Source organism: Vibrio sp. 11-4(1) (assembly GCF_013048625.1).
GTDB classification, from domain to species: domain Bacteria; phylum Pseudomonadota; class Gammaproteobacteria; order Enterobacterales; family Vibrionaceae; genus Vibrio; species Vibrio diabolicus.
Window position 1 is genome coordinate 275149 of record NZ_VHSY01000001.1, and the last position, 18055, is coordinate 293203.

The 18055-nt window shown below is 45.8% G+C and carries 17 protein-coding genes and 1 pseudogene; 10 read left to right on the forward strand and 8 right to left on the reverse strand.

Features of this window, described 5'->3' with window-relative positions:
* Positions 1-28: 28 nt before the first annotated feature.
* Positions 29-2650 carry an ATP-binding protein gene (locus tag FKN16_RS01130; protein ID WP_170901799.1) on the reverse strand — a complete coding sequence of 874 codons (2622 nt, stop codon included), beginning with the start codon at positions 2648-2650 and terminating at the stop codon, positions 29-31.
* Between the two features lie 11 nt (positions 2651-2661).
* Positions 2662-3498, reverse strand: a complete 837-nt coding sequence (locus FKN16_RS01135; RefSeq protein ID WP_170901800.1) for a phosphate/phosphite/phosphonate ABC transporter substrate-binding protein — start codon at positions 3496-3498, stop codon at positions 2662-2664.
* 132 nt (positions 3499-3630) lie between these two features.
* On the opposite strand from FKN16_RS01135, the gene FKN16_RS01140 reads away from it, so the two are divergent.
* Both FKN16_RS01140 and FKN16_RS01145 read left to right on the forward strand, forming a co-directional pair.
* Positions 3631-3951 (forward strand): DUF1840 domain-containing protein, encoded by a 321-nt coding sequence (locus tag FKN16_RS01140; RefSeq protein WP_170901801.1) that lies wholly within the window; start codon positions 3631-3633, stop codon positions 3949-3951.
* Between the two features lie 243 nt (positions 3952-4194).
* Positions 4195-4743, forward strand: coding sequence for a sugar O-acetyltransferase (locus FKN16_RS01145; RefSeq protein ID WP_170901802.1), 549 nt, complete (start codon positions 4195-4197; stop codon positions 4741-4743).
* 9 nt (positions 4744-4752) lie between these two features.
* Here FKN16_RS01145 and FKN16_RS01150 read toward each other — a convergent pair whose 3' ends face one another.
* Positions 4753-6186 (reverse strand): PLP-dependent aminotransferase family protein, encoded by a 1434-nt coding sequence (locus FKN16_RS01150; protein ID WP_170901803.1) that lies wholly within the window; start codon positions 6184-6186, stop codon positions 4753-4755.
* A gap of 136 nt (positions 6187-6322) precedes the next feature.
* On the opposite strand from FKN16_RS01150, the gene FKN16_RS01155 reads away from it, so the two are divergent.
* From FKN16_RS01155 to FKN16_RS01165, 3 genes are read left to right on the forward strand one after another with little or no spacing between them, the layout of a single operon-like run.
* On the forward strand, positions 6323-7687 hold the full coding sequence (locus tag FKN16_RS01155; protein ID WP_170901804.1) for a cytochrome ubiquinol oxidase subunit I: 1365 nt from the start codon (positions 6323-6325) through the stop codon (positions 7685-7687).
* A 28-nt stretch (positions 7688-7715) separates the two neighbouring features.
* Positions 7716-8723, forward strand: coding sequence for a cytochrome d ubiquinol oxidase subunit II (gene cydB, locus FKN16_RS01160; RefSeq protein WP_170901805.1), 1008 nt, complete (start codon positions 7716-7718; stop codon positions 8721-8723).
* A 20-nt stretch (positions 8724-8743) separates the two neighbouring features.
* Positions 8744-8872 (forward strand): DUF2474 domain-containing protein, encoded by a 129-nt coding sequence (locus tag FKN16_RS01165; RefSeq protein ID WP_124007763.1) that lies wholly within the window; start codon positions 8744-8746, stop codon positions 8870-8872.
* A 122-nt stretch (positions 8873-8994) separates the two neighbouring features.
* Here the strand turns inward: FKN16_RS01165 and FKN16_RS01170 are convergent, their stop codons facing one another.
* From FKN16_RS01170 to FKN16_RS01180, 3 genes are all read right to left on the reverse strand, one after another.
* Positions 8995-9501 (reverse strand): hypothetical protein, encoded by a 507-nt coding sequence (locus FKN16_RS01170; RefSeq protein WP_226420519.1) that lies wholly within the window; start codon positions 9499-9501, stop codon positions 8995-8997.
* A gap of 15 nt (positions 9502-9516) precedes the next feature.
* Positions 9517-10218, reverse strand: a complete 702-nt coding sequence (gene hxpB / locus FKN16_RS01175; protein ID WP_170901806.1) for a hexitol phosphatase HxpB — start codon at positions 10216-10218, stop codon at positions 9517-9519.
* A 128-nt stretch (positions 10219-10346) separates the two neighbouring features.
* Positions 10347-11228, reverse strand: a complete 882-nt coding sequence (locus FKN16_RS01180) for a LysR family transcriptional regulator (RefSeq protein WP_170901807.1) — start codon at positions 11226-11228, stop codon at positions 10347-10349.
* Positions 11229-11325: 97 nt separating this feature from the next.
* On the opposite strand from FKN16_RS01180, the gene budA reads away from it, so the two are divergent.
* From budA to FKN16_RS01195, 3 genes are read left to right on the forward strand one after another with little or no spacing between them, the layout of a single operon-like run.
* Positions 11326-12111, forward strand: coding sequence for an acetolactate decarboxylase (budA, locus tag FKN16_RS01185; RefSeq protein ID WP_170901808.1), 786 nt, complete (start codon positions 11326-11328; stop codon positions 12109-12111).
* A 29-nt stretch (positions 12112-12140) separates the two neighbouring features.
* The gene (alsS, locus tag FKN16_RS01190) at positions 12141-13844 is read left to right on the forward strand and encodes an acetolactate synthase AlsS (protein WP_134645556.1); all 1704 of its coding nucleotides are present in this window, start codon (positions 12141-12143) and stop codon (positions 13842-13844) included.
* Positions 13841-14599, forward strand: coding sequence for an SDR family oxidoreductase (locus FKN16_RS01195; RefSeq protein ID WP_170901809.1), 759 nt, complete (start codon positions 13841-13843; stop codon positions 14597-14599). The genes alsS and FKN16_RS01195 overlap by 4 nt, the downstream gene beginning before the upstream one ends.
* Positions 14600-14690: 91 nt before the next feature.
* On the opposite strand, the gene FKN16_RS01200 is transcribed toward FKN16_RS01195, so the two are convergent.
* On the reverse strand, positions 14691-16604 hold the full coding sequence (locus FKN16_RS01200; RefSeq protein WP_048624916.1) for a BCCT family transporter: 1914 nt from the start codon (positions 16602-16604) through the stop codon (positions 14691-14693).
* A gap of 145 nt (positions 16605-16749) precedes the next feature.
* The gene (locus tag FKN16_RS01205) at positions 16750-17040 is read right to left on the reverse strand and encodes a hypothetical protein (protein WP_170901810.1); all 291 of its coding nucleotides are present in this window, start codon (positions 17038-17040) and stop codon (positions 16750-16752) included.
* Between FKN16_RS01205 and FKN16_RS01210 the strand changes: the two are divergent.
* Positions 17007-17249: pseudogene (locus FKN16_RS01210) on the forward strand (molybdopterin containing oxidoreductase); the annotation flags it as partial. The gene FKN16_RS01205 and the pseudogene FKN16_RS01210 overlap by 34 nt on opposite strands.
* A gap of 43 nt (positions 17250-17292) precedes the next feature.
* Positions 17293-17967, forward strand: a complete 675-nt coding sequence (locus tag FKN16_RS01215; RefSeq protein ID WP_170901811.1) for a c-type cytochrome — start codon at positions 17293-17295, stop codon at positions 17965-17967.
* The last annotated feature ends 88 nt before the right edge of the window (positions 17968-18055 follow it).

Consider the following 18055-nt stretch of genomic DNA (forward strand, 5'->3'; position numbering starts at 1 on the left):
TTTGAGTCGATTTAATCTAACCGAAACACTAAACAGAAGCGTGCTTTTCCTCTGCAAGGGTGTGGCATCCCCACTTCGCGATCATATTAAGCAAATCACTTTTCTGAACTGGTTTTGTCAGGTAATCATCCATACCTAATGCGATACTTTTTTGTTGCTGCTCTTGCATCGCATGTGCAGAAAACGCGACGATTGGACACCAAGGAAACGCACCACTTTCCTGTAACTCACGAATGTCTTTTGTCACGCCAAAACCATCTTTGTTTGGCATAGAAATATCGGTAATCACCAAGTCCGGAGAAAGCTGTTTATAAAGTTCAACGGCTTCAACACCATCTTCCGCCAACGTCAGTTTAACACCTGTGTCTTGCAACATTTTTTCAATCAATATTCGATTGATATGGCTGTCTTCTGCGACTAATAGGTGCAGGCTAGAAAAGTCAGGGTTCTCATCTGAGGAAAGTTCTCGACGCTTTTGTGTCTTAGTAGAAAACAGAGCTTGCAGTTTATGCTGCGTGACCGGTTGCGGCAATAAACGATCCCGCTCGCACGACCAAGCATGCCCTTCCTCCATCACGCAAGGTGCAAGAAACATTACCCGTTTGGCGGCGGATTCTGTCGCATCAAGCTCATAGAGCGCATCTCTATCTTGAGCATTGTTTACACTCGCGAGGATACGATCAAAACCATCCAATTTTTTACCCAAAGACTGCGCAGTTGACCAATCGCTGGCATGAGTAACTTCAATGCCAATCTCTTGAGCTAAATGTATCAAGTGTTGCACGCGCGGTTGATAATCATCAATCAACAATAGTCGATTTGCACTCAGCTCTATCGGATCGGAAAGAAGCTGGCTTTGCTTAGGCAACTGCAAACTAAAGCTAAAACACGACCCTTTTCCAAAATCTGAATGCACACAAAGCTCGCCGTTGTACATGCTGATCAAACGTTTTGAGATTGCCAACCCCAAGCCTGTACCTTCATGGCGTCTTGTCGCGGAGGTATCGACCTGCTCAAACTTATCCATAATATGAGCCAATCTATCTTCGGGAATACCAATGCCCGTATCACTCACGGAAAAATCAAAACCGTGCTCACTTTCTCTGACTTTGAGTAGCACATGACCTTCATCCGTGAATTTCACCGCATTACCGATCAAGTTAAGCAAGATTTGATTAATCCGACCTTTATCACCGACCACGACCGTATTCATGGCCAATGGCATATCAACCAACAACTTGAGGTTCTTTTTATCCGCCTGATAAGCACACAAAGCGGTGCAGCTCTCGACGAGTGAACGCAAGTCAAACTCCTCTTCAACTAACGTCAACTTGCCCGCTTCTACTTTGCTGTAGTCAAGGATGTCGTTAATGATCGTCACAAGGTTGTTGGCAGATTTGTGCAGCAAGAGTAATAACTCCCTTGGCTCTCGACGGTTTTCGTTCTCAAGCAATATCTCGCTGATCCCCATGATCGCGTTCATTGGGGTGCGAATCTCATGGCTCATGTTCGCCAAAAATTCCGATTTGGCTTGCATCGCCTTTTTCGATTTATCTAAAGCAGACGACAGACGCCTCTCCATCCTTCGCCTGTCGGTGATGTCACGCTCTACCGCAATAAAACGTAACAGCCCGCCATCTTCATCAAACACAGGAGAAAGCTCCAACTCGACCCAATACGGGTGCTTCGACTTGGTATAGTTGAGTATTTCAACCCTAATAGGAGAGTGCTTACGGACACTTTTTGAGAGCAATGCCACCGTATTTGGGTCTGTGTCTGGCCCTTGGAGTAACTCGCCCGGCGATTTGCCAATAACTTCTTCCAACGTATATTCGGTTAGCTGTTCAAACGCAGGGTTTACCCATGCAATAGTGCCGTCAGGGTGAGTAATGATGATGGTATCACGCGCATGTTCAGCAACCTCAGCAAGCTGCGATATTTTGGCCGATAACTGTTGCTGGGTTTGATGCTCTTGCTGAAGTTTAGTTTGCGCTTGTGCTAAAGAGCGTGACATTTGGTTAAACGCTTCGCCAACACGTGTAACTTCGTCATTGCCTGAAATCGAAATTTGCGAACCCGGACCTTGCTGTGAAACCTTGATTACCCCAGTACGAAGAAGATCGAGCCGCTTCATCAAATAGCTACCGAGAGCATACGAAAACATGGCCACCAGCGACATTTCAATAAAGGCGATAACCAAACTTGCCTGAGTCGCAAATGAAAGTACTTGATGTACATGTTCAACATTCACCCCCATTTCAACCTTACCGAAAGTCTGCTCTCCAAGAGTAATCTCTTGCGCAACATCGTAAACTCCATCGGTCACATCAAACGGTCTCACACCAGTATCAACACCGCTGTAATCCCCCTGTAGCGTCAGCTCGACGCCATCTTGGTTAACAATACGAATATAAGCCAGCTCGCGCTCACTTACGACAGAACGAGCAAAACTGTCTAGATAGGCTAAGTCCGTCGCAATCACCGCATCTCTCGACGCCTGAGCAAATACACTCACCAAGTGTTGGCTCCCAACCTCGAGGCTAGTCTCGTTGGAACTTTCCAACCAATTAAGCCCACTAATGATGAGTACACCGAGCGCAAGGGCCTCAATAAGAGCAATGCCAAGTATCGTTTTCGAACGCAGCGTCATAGGGCAACCATTTATCTTGAGATTCCCAATTGAACAACATCTTGCCAATCTTGGTCTTGTGCAAGCTGTAACCCGTCAATGTTGAGTAAAGTAAAACTCTCCTGTGCTTTTGGATCATCATTAAGTTGCGAAATTGCCTTTCGTAAGGCAAGAGTAATCTCTTCATCGACATTATTTGAAACCGCAATAGCATGAGGCGTATAACCAGCAGTTGTATAAATGATGCTAAGTTGGTCTTTTATTTCACTCGGTAAGCTCTCAAAGGTACGCTTCACGCCACCACCAGCAATGTACAAACCTTTAAGTACCCCCAAATAGACTGAGTCGTGCGAACCGACGTATTTAGGCGTAAACTTGATGCCTTTCTGCGCCAACTCTGATTGTGTGATGATAGAAGCAGCAAATGCTCGTGGAGCAGGAAAAGCGATGGTCTTTTCTTGCAGCTCATCAAGGGAAACCGACTTCCCTCGCCTTGCTACAATAATGCCTGTGATCCGCTTATTTTTCGCTCTTGCTAACGCCGTATAACCTGGGTTTTGATTCACCAACGTAAAGTGATATGGGTTCATGTATGCAATGTCGTAGGCTCCAGCCATCAAGCGAGCTTCGAATGTGGGAATATCACGTGCCGTGGCAAACTTAATCTCAACGCCAGCAAGATCTCCCCAGCGTTGCAGTAATGGCTGCCATTGTTGCACTAGTTTGGTCGCCGACTGTTGCGGTACGACACCAAAAACAATGGAAGGTTGAGCAACGACAGAAGGTGACCATATGCATAACACCATAAGCAACGTAAATATTCGCTTGTGAAGCCGCCAAATCAACGTCTTTAATTGGGAGTTCAACAAAATCATCTCCTTATGTTTGTCTTTCGTTAAAGATAGATAGCTATCTGAAAGATTGCGAATTATCGGATTAAATTGCCTCGTGTCTCAGATACCATTTATACTCAAATGAACACCTACAACAGGAGCAGGTAAATGCTTATTACATTTCGTTGCCATAGCCACTCGAACGTCACTATGTTTGGCGATATTGCGATAAAGATGATCAAAATGATGGGGCATAGTGGCTCAGTACCAGGGTCTATTTCCGTTCAAGACATCCCTGATGCTCTATCTAGATTGACCTCCGCTCTCGCAGCACAAGAAGCGATAGAGAAGAACAACAGTCAAGCAATGGAAGAAGATGAGGAGCAAGAGGAACAAACGGTCAGTTTAGGACGCAGAGCATTTCCACTTATTGAGCTTTTAAAATCGGCTGTTAAAGAAGAGTGCGAAGTGATGTGGGACAGCCAATAAATGCTCCAAATCAAGCTGTGGAGAGGAAAGCAACATCCAATCTATACTTTCCTCCCCTGCTAAAAGGAACTTACCCAATTCACTTCTCTATTTGAATGACTCTTAACGAGTGCTTACTCAAACCTAACCTATTGAATATAAATCAGTGATAAACATCTGATTTCATAATAAAAATCCCCTATTGACTGAAACACTCACTTATCATTGTGGCCTCAACTGCAAACCATTAATGGAATGATTGTTATGTCAGAACTGACTCGGATGCGCTCTGGAGAAACCTATAATTGCCTGGATGAAGAACTAAAGCTAATGCGCGCCAAAACTGCGCAGCTTGTCTTCCAATTTAACCACGAGCCAAACCCAGATATACGTAGACAACTATTGGCAGAAATGGGCGTCCAATTAGAAAACAGCGCCTGTATAGAGCCACCGCTTCAACTTACCTACGGTTGTCACTTGTCCATCGGGGAAAACTCCTACATCAACTGGGATGCCATTATTCTGGACAATGGGCAGGTTGAGATTGGCGCGAACGTCATGATTGGGCCTAGAGTGCAAATTTACACAGCCGCTCATTCACTGGATACACAAAGACGCTTAGTCGGAGATGAGATCGCCAAACCGGTAAAAATCGGCAATAACGTTTGGATTGGTGGGGGCGCTATCATACTGCCAGGCGTGACCATTGGCGATGAGGCCGTCGTCGGCGCTGGCTCTGTCATAACCAAAGACGTTGCGCCGGGCGATCGAGTTGCTGGAAATCCGGCGCGCTCCATTAAACCAAAAAACTGAAGCAAGTCGCTATTCCGCCAAATGATCGCGAATAATGTTGGCAAGCAGATTGAGAGCATGGACGTATTTGTCATTGAGCTCAAAAGAAGCGTTAAGACGAATACAGTGATCGTATTGTTCTGTCAGACTGAACATCTTTCCCGGTGCGATACTGATATTGTCTTTTAGCGCTTTTCGATATATCGGCAAGGCGTCGATATGCTTGGGAAGCTCTAACCAAATAAAGTACCCGCCGCTTTGGCTTAACACTTTGACTTCTCCAGGTAACAGCTCACTAAGCCGATCCGTCATCTTACTTTTACGTTCAAACAGCTTTTTTCGTAACTGCTTCAAATGCGATTCATAATTGCGGCTTGTTAAATAGTGCACCAATGTCATTTGCACTGGTGCACTCGTCGCTAATGTACTCATTAACTGTAACTTTTGTACCTCTAGCGCCCGCTTTCCCGCCGCAACCCAACCAATACGTAGCCCTGCGATTAATGATTTTGAAAACGAGGAGCACAACATGGTATTGCCCGTGTCATCAAACATTCTTAGTGGGTAAACCGAGTCATTCCCGGCATGCAGTTCGCTGTACACATCATCTTCAATCACTGGCACGTTATATCGCTGTGTCAGTTCAATCAGCTTTTGTTTTTTCTCGTCGGAGAGCGTAAAACCCAGAGGATTTTGGAAGTTCGACATCAGCCAACATGCTTTCACATCGTGTGTTTGCAGCGCTCGTTCCAATGAATCTAGGTCAATACCCGTGACTGGGTCTGTTCTTACTGAGAGCGCTTTCAAACCTAACCGCTCTAAGGATTGCAATGCGCCATAGAATGCAGGCGACTCCACAACCACCCAATCTCCCGGTCTTGTGCAGGCTTGCAAACTGAGCGTTAACGCCTCCAGCGCGCCTGCCGTAATGATAATTTCATCGGGTGAAATTTCAATGCCTTTCGCAGCATAACGCTTCGCGATGATGGTGCGTAATTGTTCGTTTCCCGGCGGTAAGTTATCAAAGGTGGTGGAAATCGGCATATTGCGAGCGGCTGCGCCCATCGCCCGATTCACGTGATATCGTGGGTATAAACTTGGATCTGGATAGGCAAAGCCAAAATTGATCATGGATGGATTTTTACTCGCCTGCAGCACATCAAAGATAAACTCATTGATGTCTACCTGCTCTGTCCACGAAACCGCGGCTGGCGCTTGGGGTTCATTTGAACTCTTAATATTGGGAGCGACTCGATAACCAGAGCGCGGCTGTGACGTCACCCAGCCTTGAGATTCCAGAATTTGATAGGCATGCAACACCGTCATCAAACTTAAACCCGAGTGTTCAGATTGGCGACGCAGAGAAGGCAGCTTGTCACCCGGATGCCATATCCCCGATTTTATCTGCCTTTTAAGCTGTTCCACTAACTCTTGATACTTCGCCACACGCGGATCCCCCTCCATAAAGCTGAATTCAAAATAATAACACGTCAATATTTAATCTGTTATAGGTTTATAGTCACTGTCTGTACCTACTTCCCTCATTCCGCTCCTTTTAAAATAGCTCTCTCATAAAACTTAAAAGATCAAAGGAAGTTTAATGTTTGGCCTCGACGCATTTATGCTTGCACGGATACAGTTCGCCTTTACGGTATCCTTTCATATTATTTTCCCCGCTATCACCATAGGTTTGGCCACCTATCTCGCCGTGCTGGAAGGCTTATGGCTAAAAACACGTAATCCCGATTACCAAAAGCTCTATCACTTCTGGTCGAAAATTTTTGCGGTTAACTTTGGAATGGGTGTTGTATCTGGTCTTGTCATGGCCTATCAATTCGGCACCAACTGGAGTGGTTTCTCCGACTTCGCTGGTTCTATCACTGGCCCATTACTGACTTATGAAGTGTTAACGGCTTTCTTTCTCGAAGCCGGATTTCTTGGCGTAATGCTGTTTGGGTGGCGTCGCGTCGGCGAAAAGCTGCACTTTTTTGCAACCTCGATGGTGGCGTTAGGCACGATCATTTCGACGTTCTGGATTCTCGCCTCCAACAGTTGGATGCAAACGCCACAAGGCTATGAAATTGTCGACGGACGTGTGGTGCCAACCGACTGGTTTGCTATCGTTTTCAATCCTTCATTTCCTTATCGTTTGGCGCACATGAGCGTCGCGGCTTTCGTCAGTTCAGCACTCTTTGTAGGCGCGTCAGCCGCTTGGCATTTATTGAGAGGCAATCAATCGACTGCGGTAAAAACCATGTTTTCGATGTCGCTCGGGATCTTAGTGTTCCTTGCGCCACTCCAAGCCGTGATTGGCGATGTGCACGGGCTAAACACCTTGGAATACCAGCCTGCCAAAATCGCCGCCATCGAAGGACATTGGGATAACAGCGATGGCAAACCAACCCCATTGATATTGTTCGGCATGCCAAACATGGAACAAGAACGCACAGACTATGCCATAGAAGTTCCTGTTCTAGGAAGTTTGATCCTACGCCACAGTTTAACTGAGCCAATCCCGGCGCTGAAAGACTTCCCGAAAGAGGAACGACCGAACTCACCTATCGTCTTTTGGTCATTTCGAATCATGGTCGGACTAGGACTTCTGATGATTTTTCAAAGCTTCTACAGCATGTGGTTACGAAAAAAGAACACGCTTTATACCTCGCGTTGGTTCCTCAAGTTTTCATTGTTTATGGGGCCATCTGGTCTTATCGCAATACTTGCTGGCTGGTTTACGACAGAGGTTGGTCGGCAACCTTGGGTCGTGTATGGCGTACAAAAAACGCGTGATGCGGTTTCTGCACATGGAGACCTACAAATGAGCATCAGCCTGCTGTGTTTCCTTGTTGTATACAGCTTGGTATTTGGTTTTGGTTATTACTACATGATCCACCAAATCAAGAAAGGCCCCGATGCAATCGAGCACGATGAGCACGACATGACGACCGTTTCAGGTCGCATTTAGAATTTGTCACAAAGTGAAGGTAAAGAATATGCATTTTGATTTATCCGTGATTTGGTTCGCGATCATCGTTTTTGCCACTTTGATGTACATCATCATGGATGGCTTCGATTTGGGTATTGGAATACTGATGCCCTTCATCAAGGATGAAAAACAAAAAGACGTCATGGTCAACAGTGTCGCGCCAGTTTGGGACGGCAACGAAACTTGGATTGTTCTTGGAGGCGCATCTCTATTTGGCGCTTTTCCGATGGCTTACGCGGTAATTATTGAAGCGCTAACCATCCCTTTGACGTTGATGTTGATTGCTTTGATCTTTCGTGGCGTAGCGTTTGAGTTTCGCTTTAAAGCATTGGAAAACCACTTAAAGTTCTGGGATCGCTCTTTTATGGTCGGCTCGATTTTAACCACGTTTTTCCAAGGCATCGTTGTTGGCGCGGTAATTCAAGGCTTTGCGGTGGAAAACCGCGTTTTCGTAGGTAGCCAACTAGACTGGCTCACCCCTTTTCCCATCTTTTGTGGTTTGGGTTTAGTCGCAACGTACGCACTGCTTGGTAGCACATGGCTCATCATGAAAACGGAAGGTGCACTGCAAAACACGATGTACCGCTTCACTAACAAAACACTACTGGCGATGATCTCCGCATTAGTCATTGTGAGCGCTTGGACCCCACTTGCTTACCCTGCCATTGCGGAAAGATGGTTTTCTCTGCCTAATTTGTTCTACTTACTGCCCGTACCTGTCATTACTGGGCTGGTATGTTTGAAGATTGCCGACTCCGTTAAAAAGCGTAAAGAGCGCAGCCCTTTCGTGATGGCGTTATTGATCGTGATTCTCGGGTTCGCTGGGCTTGGTATCAGTATCTGGCCAAATATCATTCCTCCTAGCATATCAATATGGGAAGCAGCGGCTCCTGCAAGCAGTCAGCGCTTTATGCTCGTTGGAGCAGTGATCATCATCCCGATCATTCTGGCTTACACCTTTTGGAGTTACTACGTCTTCTCTGGAAAAGTGAAAGAAGACGAAGCGTACCATTAACGAGTTGATAAGGAGTGAGTATGAAAGTCAAAAATTGGTGCCGCCAATGGGCGTGGATGGTTGGAATTTGGGTCGCTAGCGTCGCTGCATTAGGGTTAGTGTCTATGTTATTTCGCGTCATGATGACCGCTGCAGGATTAAAATCTTAGCTCGGCACTTTTAAATGGATGCCTCTAGAGCTTGTGTAAGAGCTAGAGGCGTTGAACCTAATACTCAATCTTAATGATAAAGCCAAGTGTTAAGAATCTACTCAAAACACTCTTTCATAGGTCTACATTGCCTGCAGTCGTTCATGCATGCTTACGAGATCAAAAGGTTCAAGCTTTTTCGCAAGGTTCAGTAATGCTTCCTTTTTATCTTGCGGTAAACTTTGAAACTTCGACTCTAAACGTAAATCCACTTTGCTAAAAAGTAGCTTTCTAATTTGACTAGCTTTTGCCTTTGATAATTGCAATCCATCATTATCGGAGGTTTCAATTATCATGATAATCCTTGCTAACTCACTGAATTCATTATCAGAGCATAAATAAAGTGATTGTTTGTATAAATAGCCAACAGAAATTTCAAAATCAATATTAAGCGCTTGAATCTTATCGACAATGTTTTCACTCACATCATTTTGAGAAGAAGAGTTGATACAATCATCAAATCGCCTTTCAAATGTAACAAATCGATTATTGAGCTCGTCCAACATAGTCGTATCTTTTGCGAATGATTCTATAGGTAAAACCAATAAGAACATTGGCAGTAGGTATTTTTTCAGCGACCGACTGTTCACAATCAAGTCCTTTTTCTAAAAACTTTCATACGGTGTTGGTGCAATTGTTGCTCTCAAACTCAAGTCCATTAAACTCGCCAAATGGCTTTCATTAAACTCTGATAGCTTTTGCAGCTTTAGACTGGCTTCATTAAACTCTTGGTAGAACTTCTCAGGTTGAGGTATCACGACTGTTTTTATGTTTGCTCGTGTTGCCGCAAGCATACCCGAATAAGAGTCTTCAAAGGCAATACAGTTACTTGAATCTACACCTAGTTTATTGATTGTTGAAAGGTAGACATCTGGCTCTGGCTTGCCCTGTTCTACATCGTCTGACGATGATATCGCGTCAAAGTAACTGGCAATACCGAGTTTGTTCAAAATGGTGGGAATGAGTTGATAAGGTGAATTAGTAGACAACCCTATCTTAAACCCTTTTTCCTTAAGCAATTTGAGTGTTTCTGTAACACCCTCTAATTCGCACCCTTTTTCAATTATTAATGCCTCCACTTTATCCACAACAGCATTCTCTACTTCGTCTAGGCTCTTTTCTTGCCAAGGATTACGTTCATACCAAAACCTTGTTACTTCACCTGTCGTCATAGTTGCAGTCTGCTTTGACAGCACTTCGGTCACTTGGACGCCAACTGATGAAAACACCTGCTTTTCCGCTTCCTTCCACAAAGGTTCTGAATCAATCAGCACCCCGTCCATATCAAAGACCGCAGCGTATATCATTGGTACATCCTCAGTAAGTTCTATTCGTTGAGTAAGATTTGTCTATTCAACCAAAGCATAGCTTTGCATATAACGGGGAGAGTATCACATTTGCCTGTGGCTATCAGAGCCAGTTCGATGACTCATCTTTAAGCCTCAACATGACTGATGTTCGTGGCTACTTTTAACGCTTGTTTATTGAGATTAGATGCCTCCCAAGCAACAACAACACGACTAGTGAGAGGGATATCATCAATCTCGGCGACTGTCGCAGAATCATCGAGATGTTCAGCCAGTGAGCGCGGAACGAGAGCAATACCTAGCCCTGCCTGCGCCATGGCAATCGTCGTACGAAGTTGCGGTGCTGCGAACTGTGGTTCGAGCCTTACTCCTGCGTCGGCAAAAAGTGTGCTCATGCCATCAAACAATGCAGGTCCAGTCTCTCGTGGAAACAGTAAAATTTTATGGCCTCTCAACTGTTTCATTTGGATACAGGGATATTTTGCCAGTTCGTGCCCCGCCGGAATCACCGCGACAAAAGGGTCGTTAAACAACACCTTGTGCTCAAAAGGCTCACTGGCGTAACAGGGTAGCCGCATGATTGCGAGATCAAGTTGTTTGCTTTTTAACTGAGCGGCAAGCTCTGGCATTGACAGTTCCGCCGCCTGTAAATGAACCCCATTCTCTTGAATACGCCCCACCCTCTCTAATACCTTAATGCAGGTTGATGTTGACGTTGCGAACCCGATTTTAACCTGCGTATTTTCACCACGGGCAATCTGTCGGGCTTTTGCTTTAGCGCGTTCCACATCAGCAAGAATATTTACCGCATCCGTATAGAAGACTTGCCCAGCATGGGTCAGTTCTACCCCTCTAGACAAGCGCTTAAATAGGTCCACACCAAGCTCGTGCTCTAACTTTTTGATTTGTTGACTTAAAGGAGGTTGCGCAATCCCTAACTGTTCAGCGGCTCGGGTAAAGTGACGAGTCTCGGCGACCGCGACAAAATACTTCAGGTAGCGAAATTCCATATATTTTCCATATCAAAATAAATCTTTTTTATATTGGATTTAGCACCGTGTAGAAGTCAATCTAAATATACTCTTCATTGCATAACTGGTCTTACTCATGCGTGGATTTTATAACCCTCTATGTGCTTGTTCGCTTGAAGTAGCGAAAGAATTTTCTGAATACCATCACGTTACCGGAGATGGTGAGATTTATCAGACTTCGTTAATGAGTGCTTTGATCGCTGGTGTTTACGAAGGCTCAACAACCATAGAAGAACTGCTGAAACATGGGGATTTTGGTTTAGGTACGTTCAATGAACTGGATGGTGAGTTGATTGCGTTTGATAAGGAAGTTTTTCAACTCAAGTCGGATGGCTCCGCAAACCCGGCAGACCTAGCGCAAAAAACGCCCTTTGCTGTCATGACTTTTTTTAAGCCTGATATCGAGCTGCCACTGACATCGCGCATGTCACGTCATGAAGTCCATAGCCTCATAGACGACATGGTTCCAAGTGACAACCTATTTTGCGCAGTGCGCATTGATGGCGTTTTCGATTCAGTCCGTACTCGCACCGTACCTAAACAAACACGCCCTTATCGGCCAATGCTTGAAGTGGTCAAAGAACAACCAACGTTCCGCTTCACGCATAAGCAAGGCGTGGTCGCCGGCTTTCGCAGTCCTAAATATACGACTGGCATCAATGTACCCGGCTATCACGAACACTTTATTACCGATGACCGCCAAGGAGGTGGTCATATCCAGGATTACAGCATTTCGTCAGGATTTCTCCAGATTGGCAAAGTCTCGCGGCTAGTGATTGATACACCAGTATCGACAGACTTCCTCACTGCCAATTTGGCTCCGGAAGATATAAATACCGCTATAGAAAAGGCGGAAAAGTAACAAAGTCAGGCAAATAATAAGGACAACAAATGCAATCCAAACCTTCAAATAAAAATGGAGCTCAGTTGATCGCTCAACAGCTAGAGTCTCTCGGCATTAAGTACATTTTCGGTATTCCCGGTGCAAAAATCGATCGACTGTTCGATGCGATTGAAGACACTAACATCCAAATGATTCCGGTACGCCACGAGGCTAACGGCGCATTTATGGCGGGCGTTATGGGAAGACTAACCGGCAAAGCAGGCGTCACAATGGTTACGTCAGGTCCAGGCTGTGGCAATCTAGTTACGGGGGTTGCAACAGCAAACTCCGAAGGCGATCCGCTGATTGCTATCGGTGGTGCGGTGAAACGAACTGACCAGCAAAAACAAACACACCAGAGCATGGATACCGTCAGTATTTTTCGCTCTATAACCAAGTTCAGTGCTGAAGTGCAGCATGTGGACGCCGCAAGCGAGATCATGGCGAACGCATTTCGTATCGCAGAGTCAGGTCGTCCGGGGGCTTGCTTTTTGAGTCTCCCCCAAGATGTTTTATCCGAGCAAACCCAAACGGACATTATTGTCCCCTCGCCTTACACACAGCCTGGTTGCGCAGACATCGCAGCAATCGAAGAAGCGGTCAGTCGAATCAGTAAAGCAAAGCGCTGTGTGGTTTTACTTGGCCTTCACGCGAGCCGCAGCCAAAACGCTGCTGCTATCGCCCGATTTCTTCAAAATACGCAGCTACCCGTTGTCGGCACTTACCAAGCCGCCGGGACCGTAGACATCAATTACTATCACCACTTTGCAGGTCGCGTCGGTTTATTTAACAACCAACCTGGCGATGTTTTACTGCGGGACGCCGATTTAATTCTCACCATCGGCTTTAGCCCAATAGAGTATGACCCTGAGCTTTGGAACAGCCACCGCAACCCAGTGATTCACCTCGATATTGAACCGGCTGAATACCAACTTAATTATCAGCCTTGTGTTGAAATCGTCGGAAACATTGCGCAGTCATTAGACAAGATGGGCAGCTATATCTCTGAATATGCTCGCCTTTCCCCAACGGCACTTTCAGTACTGGAAGAGGTAGCACTGCAACGGCAAGTGATCAAAACCTATCCCAATGTCTATAACAAGCAAGGATTTCATCCACTGGCACTGATTAAAGCCATGCAATCTATCATCACACCAGATACCACGTTATGTCTTGATATGGGGAGCTTCCACATCTGGATCGCTCGTTACTTAAGTTGTTTTCGAGCTCGCCAAATGCTGGTGTCTAACGGCCAACAAACGATGGGCGTTGCACTGCCATGGGCCATTGGTGCCAGCCTACTGAAACCTGGCAGCAAAGTGGTATCGATATCGGGAGACGGCGGTTTTATGCAATCGAGCATGGAGTTAGAAACCGCGGTTAGACTGAACTGCAATATCGTCCATATTGTGTGGGTTGATAACGCCTACAACATGGTAGAAATGCAAGAGATCAACAAATATCAGCGCTGCTCTGGTGTGAAATTTGGACCAATTGATTTCAAGGCCTACGCCGAATCATTTGGCGCGAAAGGCTTCGCAGTGACTAGTCAACACGAATTGCTACCGACATTGAATAGAGCCATGGACGTTGAAGGACCAGCAGTGGTGGCTATCCCCGTAGATTACAGCGACAACGACAAACTGATGTTGCCGCGCACAGAGAAAAATCAAGATCCCGTTTTTGTAAGTTTCGAAGGAGAAATCGCATGAGAGGATTAAAAAATAAAGTCGCACTCGTCACTGGTTCTGCCAATGGTATTGGTTTGGCCATCGCAAAACGTCTGTATGAAGAAGGCGCAAACGTCGCTCTTGCCGATTGGAATGAAGAGCAGTTGGCAAACGCCGTTGAGGGCTTTGATAAACAGCGCGTGTCTGCGCATTCCATTGATGTTTCTGATCCAGACAAAGTCGCAGCACTGATTTCTGATGTTGTTACCCGTTTCGGTAAACTGGATATTTTAGTAAACAATGCCGGCGTACATGTCCCTGGTTCAGTGATTGAAGGTAGTGTGGAAGACTGGAAGAAGATCTCTGGTGTAAACATTGACGGCGTCGTTTATTGCGCGAAGTTTGCGTTACCTGAACTCTTAAAAACGAAAGGTTGTATGGTGAATACCGCGTCCGTTTCTGGTTTGGGTGGTGACTGGGGTGCCGCATTCTATTGCGCGAGTAAAGGCGCTGTGGTCAACCTGACTAGAGCGATGGCATTGGACCATGGTGCGGAGGGTGTAAGAATTAACGCCGTATGCCCAAGCTTAGTAAAAACCAACATGACGAACGGCTGGCCGCAGGAAATCCGCGATAAATTCAATGAGCGCATTGCGCTCGGCCGAGCCGCCGAACCTGAAGAAATTGCGTCTGTCGTGGCTTTCTTGGCAAGTGATGACGCATCTTTCATTAATGGCGTAAACCTACCTGTAGACGGCGGTGCCACCGCATCAGATGGTCAACCTAAAATAGTATAAGCATTAACACTGACTGAGCAGAATTTTTAACTGTAAGGTATCCACGCCAAAAAAAGAGCCGAGTTTATACTCGGCTCTTGTGTGTCTGTTCTTAAGCCTGCGACGTTGCTAAACCTGCCGACGCGCCGCCTAATAACACATGATTAAACTCCATTCGAGATTCTTGGGCTTGTTCAGACAGTTCTTGCTTCTTCTGTTGAGCCAACTCAAGCGCTTCGGTTAGTTGCTGTAGCTCTGTTTGCATCTCTTCTGGTAAATGATGGTCCGAAAACCCAGATTCACAGCTGTGCTCTAAGGCAAATGCGCGAATTCTCTTACGCATGCTCATCAGGGCCGCCATTGCTTCGCGCTCTTCTTCAGCCGCCTGTTGAGCTAAGTCTTTAAAGCGCTCAAATTTCGCCAAGGCCATTCCCTCTGTTGACCAAGGGTCAATTTCCGGCAGTTCTTCAATGTTAATGGTTGGCTCTTCGTATTCTGCTTGATGTTTAATATCTAGGCTCGCCGCGCGAACAAAGGACACCATCAACATCACCGAGATAACTAACAACGGTAAACCGCCCACGATCGCAGCGGTTTGTAATGTCGATAAACCTCCCATGAACATTAGGACGGTTGGCAGAAAAGACAAAGTAAACGCCCAGAACAAACGGTTCCAGCGCATCGGTTCTTCCGTCACATCATTTTGAACCACAGACGCAAGAATGTACGAGATAGAGTCAAACGAAGTCGCCGTAAAAATGATACACAACAGTGTAAAAACACCAATAACGATTGGCCCTAACGGTAGTGTATCTAACGTTGCAAAAATAGCCGCCGGTGCGCCCGATTCGTTGAGGATTGCGATGACATCAAGCTCACCCGTCAATTGCAACGATAAACCATAGTTACCTAAAACAATGAAGAATAAGAAACAACCTAAAGAACCGTAAAATATAGAACCTACGACCATCTGTTTGATCGTTCTTCCACGCGAGATACGCGCAACAAACAATCCCATACAAGGAGCAAAGACCAACCACCATGCCCAGTAGAAAATAGTCCAGTCTTGCGGGAAGTGGGTATCTGTAAACTCACCATAACCACCAAACGGCTCCGCCCAGGTAGCCATAACAAAGAAGTTAGACAACATACGACCAATAGAATCTAAGCCCGTTTCTAACATGAACACGGTTGGCCCAACGGCGAGTACAAAGAGTAACAAGCCCATCGCACCCCAGAAGTTAATGTTACTAAGGAATTTGATCCCCTTCTCAAGCCCTGCATACGCGGAGTAACCAAAAATAGCAGTACAGAGAAGTAATACAGCCACTTGGCTGAAGGTATTGTTTGGAAGACCGAAGATATGATGTAGACCACCGTTGATAAGAGGCGCTGCTAAGCCAAGCGTAGTCGCCGCGCCACCCAACATACCAAAAATAAACAACACATCAATAAACTTGCCAATACCACCGTTTGCACGCTTTTCTCCTAATACAGGCATTAACGCACTAGAGATTTTCAAAACAGGTTGTTTGCGTACATAAAAGAAGTAAGCGATAGGCAGAGCAGGAATAAGGTAAATTGACCAAGCGATCGGTCCCCAGTGAAACAGACCATAAGTCGCGGCCCAGCGAATGGCTTCTTCACTGCCTGCTTCCAACTGAAATGGTGGTGATTGATAGTAGTATGCCCACTCGATACACCCCCAATACAGAATACTTGCGCCAATACCTCCACAAAATAGCATTGCAGCCCATGAGGCGTTACCAAATTCTGGTTGCTCGTCGGCTTCACCAAGTTTGATTTGGCCAAGATCGCTGAACACCGTGTAAATCATAAAACACATTGCTGCGATACCCAGTGCGAGGTATAAAACACCAAGCTTATCGGTCATGAAAAATTTGGCTGAAGCTATCCAATCCGCACCTTGTGTGGGAAATAAAATTAAGGGTATAACGACGCTGAGTAAAAGAAAGAGTGAGCCTAAGAAGGTAGGCTTATCGATGAGAGAAAATGATTTGTCCATATTATATATCCTTATGTTTTCAAAGGACATGATCTACATTTCTCACAACTTCGCCAATTCACAACACTTATCGTTACCACAAGAATAATTTAAAAGATGCATTATGTGACGCTGATTTTGTATTCATTATTTGATGCCATAGCGTTTAAATACGGCAACTTTTCTGCCACACCATCCAGCGCTCTCTACCTTTAAAAACCTCAACACTGTTTGCCACCACTGAGGATTCCACAAGCTTAAACGTCGGTTCTAGATAACCCTCCAACTCACCACTTCGCAAACAAAATGGAGGAAAGCGAGAGTGGTAATCATCATCTATAACGAAATAACCAATTAACAAACCGCCTCTTGGCAGCAATTTATCCACCATAGCAAAGTAATCTGGCCACTGGTCTCTCGGTAGTGCAGCGAGAAAGGATTGATTTTGGCGCAACATGGATGGATGCCGACCTCGCAGCTCCTACCAATGACGGTGCTTGGCAAACGTTCAATGCTAAGGTGAAGTGCCCTCAAGCGGGTTACTACGAAGTGTGGGCGAAAGCAACTGACGATCAAGGTGTCAGCCAGCCTTTTACCATCGCATGGAATCCGAAAGGTTACCTCAACAACACTTTCCACCGCATCGCATTGATTGTACGAAGCTAAAGAGTCAGTAGCAGAATAGTGAGAACTTAGTGGACATAACAAGGTGAGAACAAAACAACCATCAGAGCGGGTACTCCCGCTCGCTTTCACCCTTTTGGCTTTGTTGAGCGACCCTGTCCTTGCGAGTAACGACGAGTTGATTGCAGCAGGCGAGCAGCAAGCCATGGTTTGTAAAGCTTGCTATCTGTTTGAGCCGAATGGCGTAACGGTGGTTGGCCCGCCCTTATGGGGGCTAGCAGAGCGCAATATCGCCAGTTTTGAGGGCTTCAATTACAGCAACGGAATTAGACAACATCAAGGAAAATCGGACGCAGAAAAGTTGGACGCATTTTTATCCGCTCCGAATGACTTCGCGCCAGGGACCAACATGATCTTCCCTAGCGTAACAGATCCCGGTGCGCGCGCGGCTATCATTGCATGGCTTGCAACGAAAAACCCGACACCACCCAATTGGAATATGACGTCATCAGGATTGGAGGTTAAATCGCCAGGTGATGGGATATTAAGGCCGGGAGAGAATATGGAGCTCGTCGCGGCAATCTGCTCAGCCTGTCATTCGTTACACATGGTCACACAACAAGGACTAAGCCGCCAACGATGGGATGAAACCTTAGACTGGATGATTGAAGAGCAAGGGATGGATGAACTGCCGGGTGATGATCGCGAAGCCATTCTGAAATACCTTTCGACCTATTATGGGGGTAACTCCCGCCTTTAAAACTAACGCTTATTGATATTTTACATACGTATTCTTTCTATGTGAGCATCCCCTCTACAAGAATAGAGTGAAGTAGCCTCTGTTATTT

Bases quoted from the DNA above. Each gene is read 5' to 3' on its own strand.
- cydB (WP_170901805.1), top strand. From the start codon at position 7,716: ATGCATTTTGATTTATCCGTGATTTGGTTCGCGATCATCGTTTTTGCC.
- FKN16_RS01200 (WP_048624916.1), bottom strand. From the start codon at position 16,604: ATGGACAAATCATTTTCTCTCATCGATAAGCCTACCTTCTTAGGCTCA.
- FKN16_RS01145 (WP_170901802.1), top strand. From the start codon at position 4,195: ATGTCAGAACTGACTCGGATGCGCTCTGGAGAAACCTATAATTGCCTG.
- FKN16_RS01150 (WP_170901803.1), bottom strand. From the start codon at position 6,186: ATGGAGGGGGATCCGCGTGTGGCGAAGTATCAAGAGTTAGTGGAACAG.
- FKN16_RS01195 (WP_170901809.1), top strand. From the start codon at position 13,841: ATGAGAGGATTAAAAAATAAAGTCGCACTCGTCACTGGTTCTGCCAAT.
- FKN16_RS01130 (WP_170901799.1), bottom strand. From the start codon at position 2,650: ATGACGCTGCGTTCGAAAACGATACTTGGCATTGCTCTTATTGAGGCC.
- hxpB (WP_170901806.1), bottom strand. From the start codon at position 10,218: ATGATATACGCTGCGGTCTTTGATATGGACGGGGTGCTGATTGATTCA.
- budA (WP_170901808.1), top strand. From the start codon at position 11,326: ATGCGTGGATTTTATAACCCTCTATGTGCTTGTTCGCTTGAAGTAGCG.
- FKN16_RS01140 (WP_170901801.1), top strand. From the start codon at position 3,631: ATGCTTATTACATTTCGTTGCCATAGCCACTCGAACGTCACTATGTTT.
- FKN16_RS01165 (WP_124007763.1), top strand. From the start codon at position 8,744: ATGAAAGTCAAAAATTGGTGCCGCCAATGGGCGTGGATGGTTGGAATT.
- FKN16_RS01180 (WP_170901807.1), bottom strand. From the start codon at position 11,228: ATGGAATTTCGCTACCTGAAGTATTTTGTCGCGGTCGCCGAGACTCGT.
- FKN16_RS01205 (WP_170901810.1), bottom strand. From the start codon at position 17,040: ATGTTGCGCCAAAATCAATCCTTTCTCGCTGCACTACCGAGAGACCAG.
- FKN16_RS01155 (WP_170901804.1), top strand. From the start codon at position 6,323: ATGTTTGGCCTCGACGCATTTATGCTTGCACGGATACAGTTCGCCTTT.
- alsS (WP_134645556.1), top strand. From the start codon at position 12,141: ATGCAATCCAAACCTTCAAATAAAAATGGAGCTCAGTTGATCGCTCAA.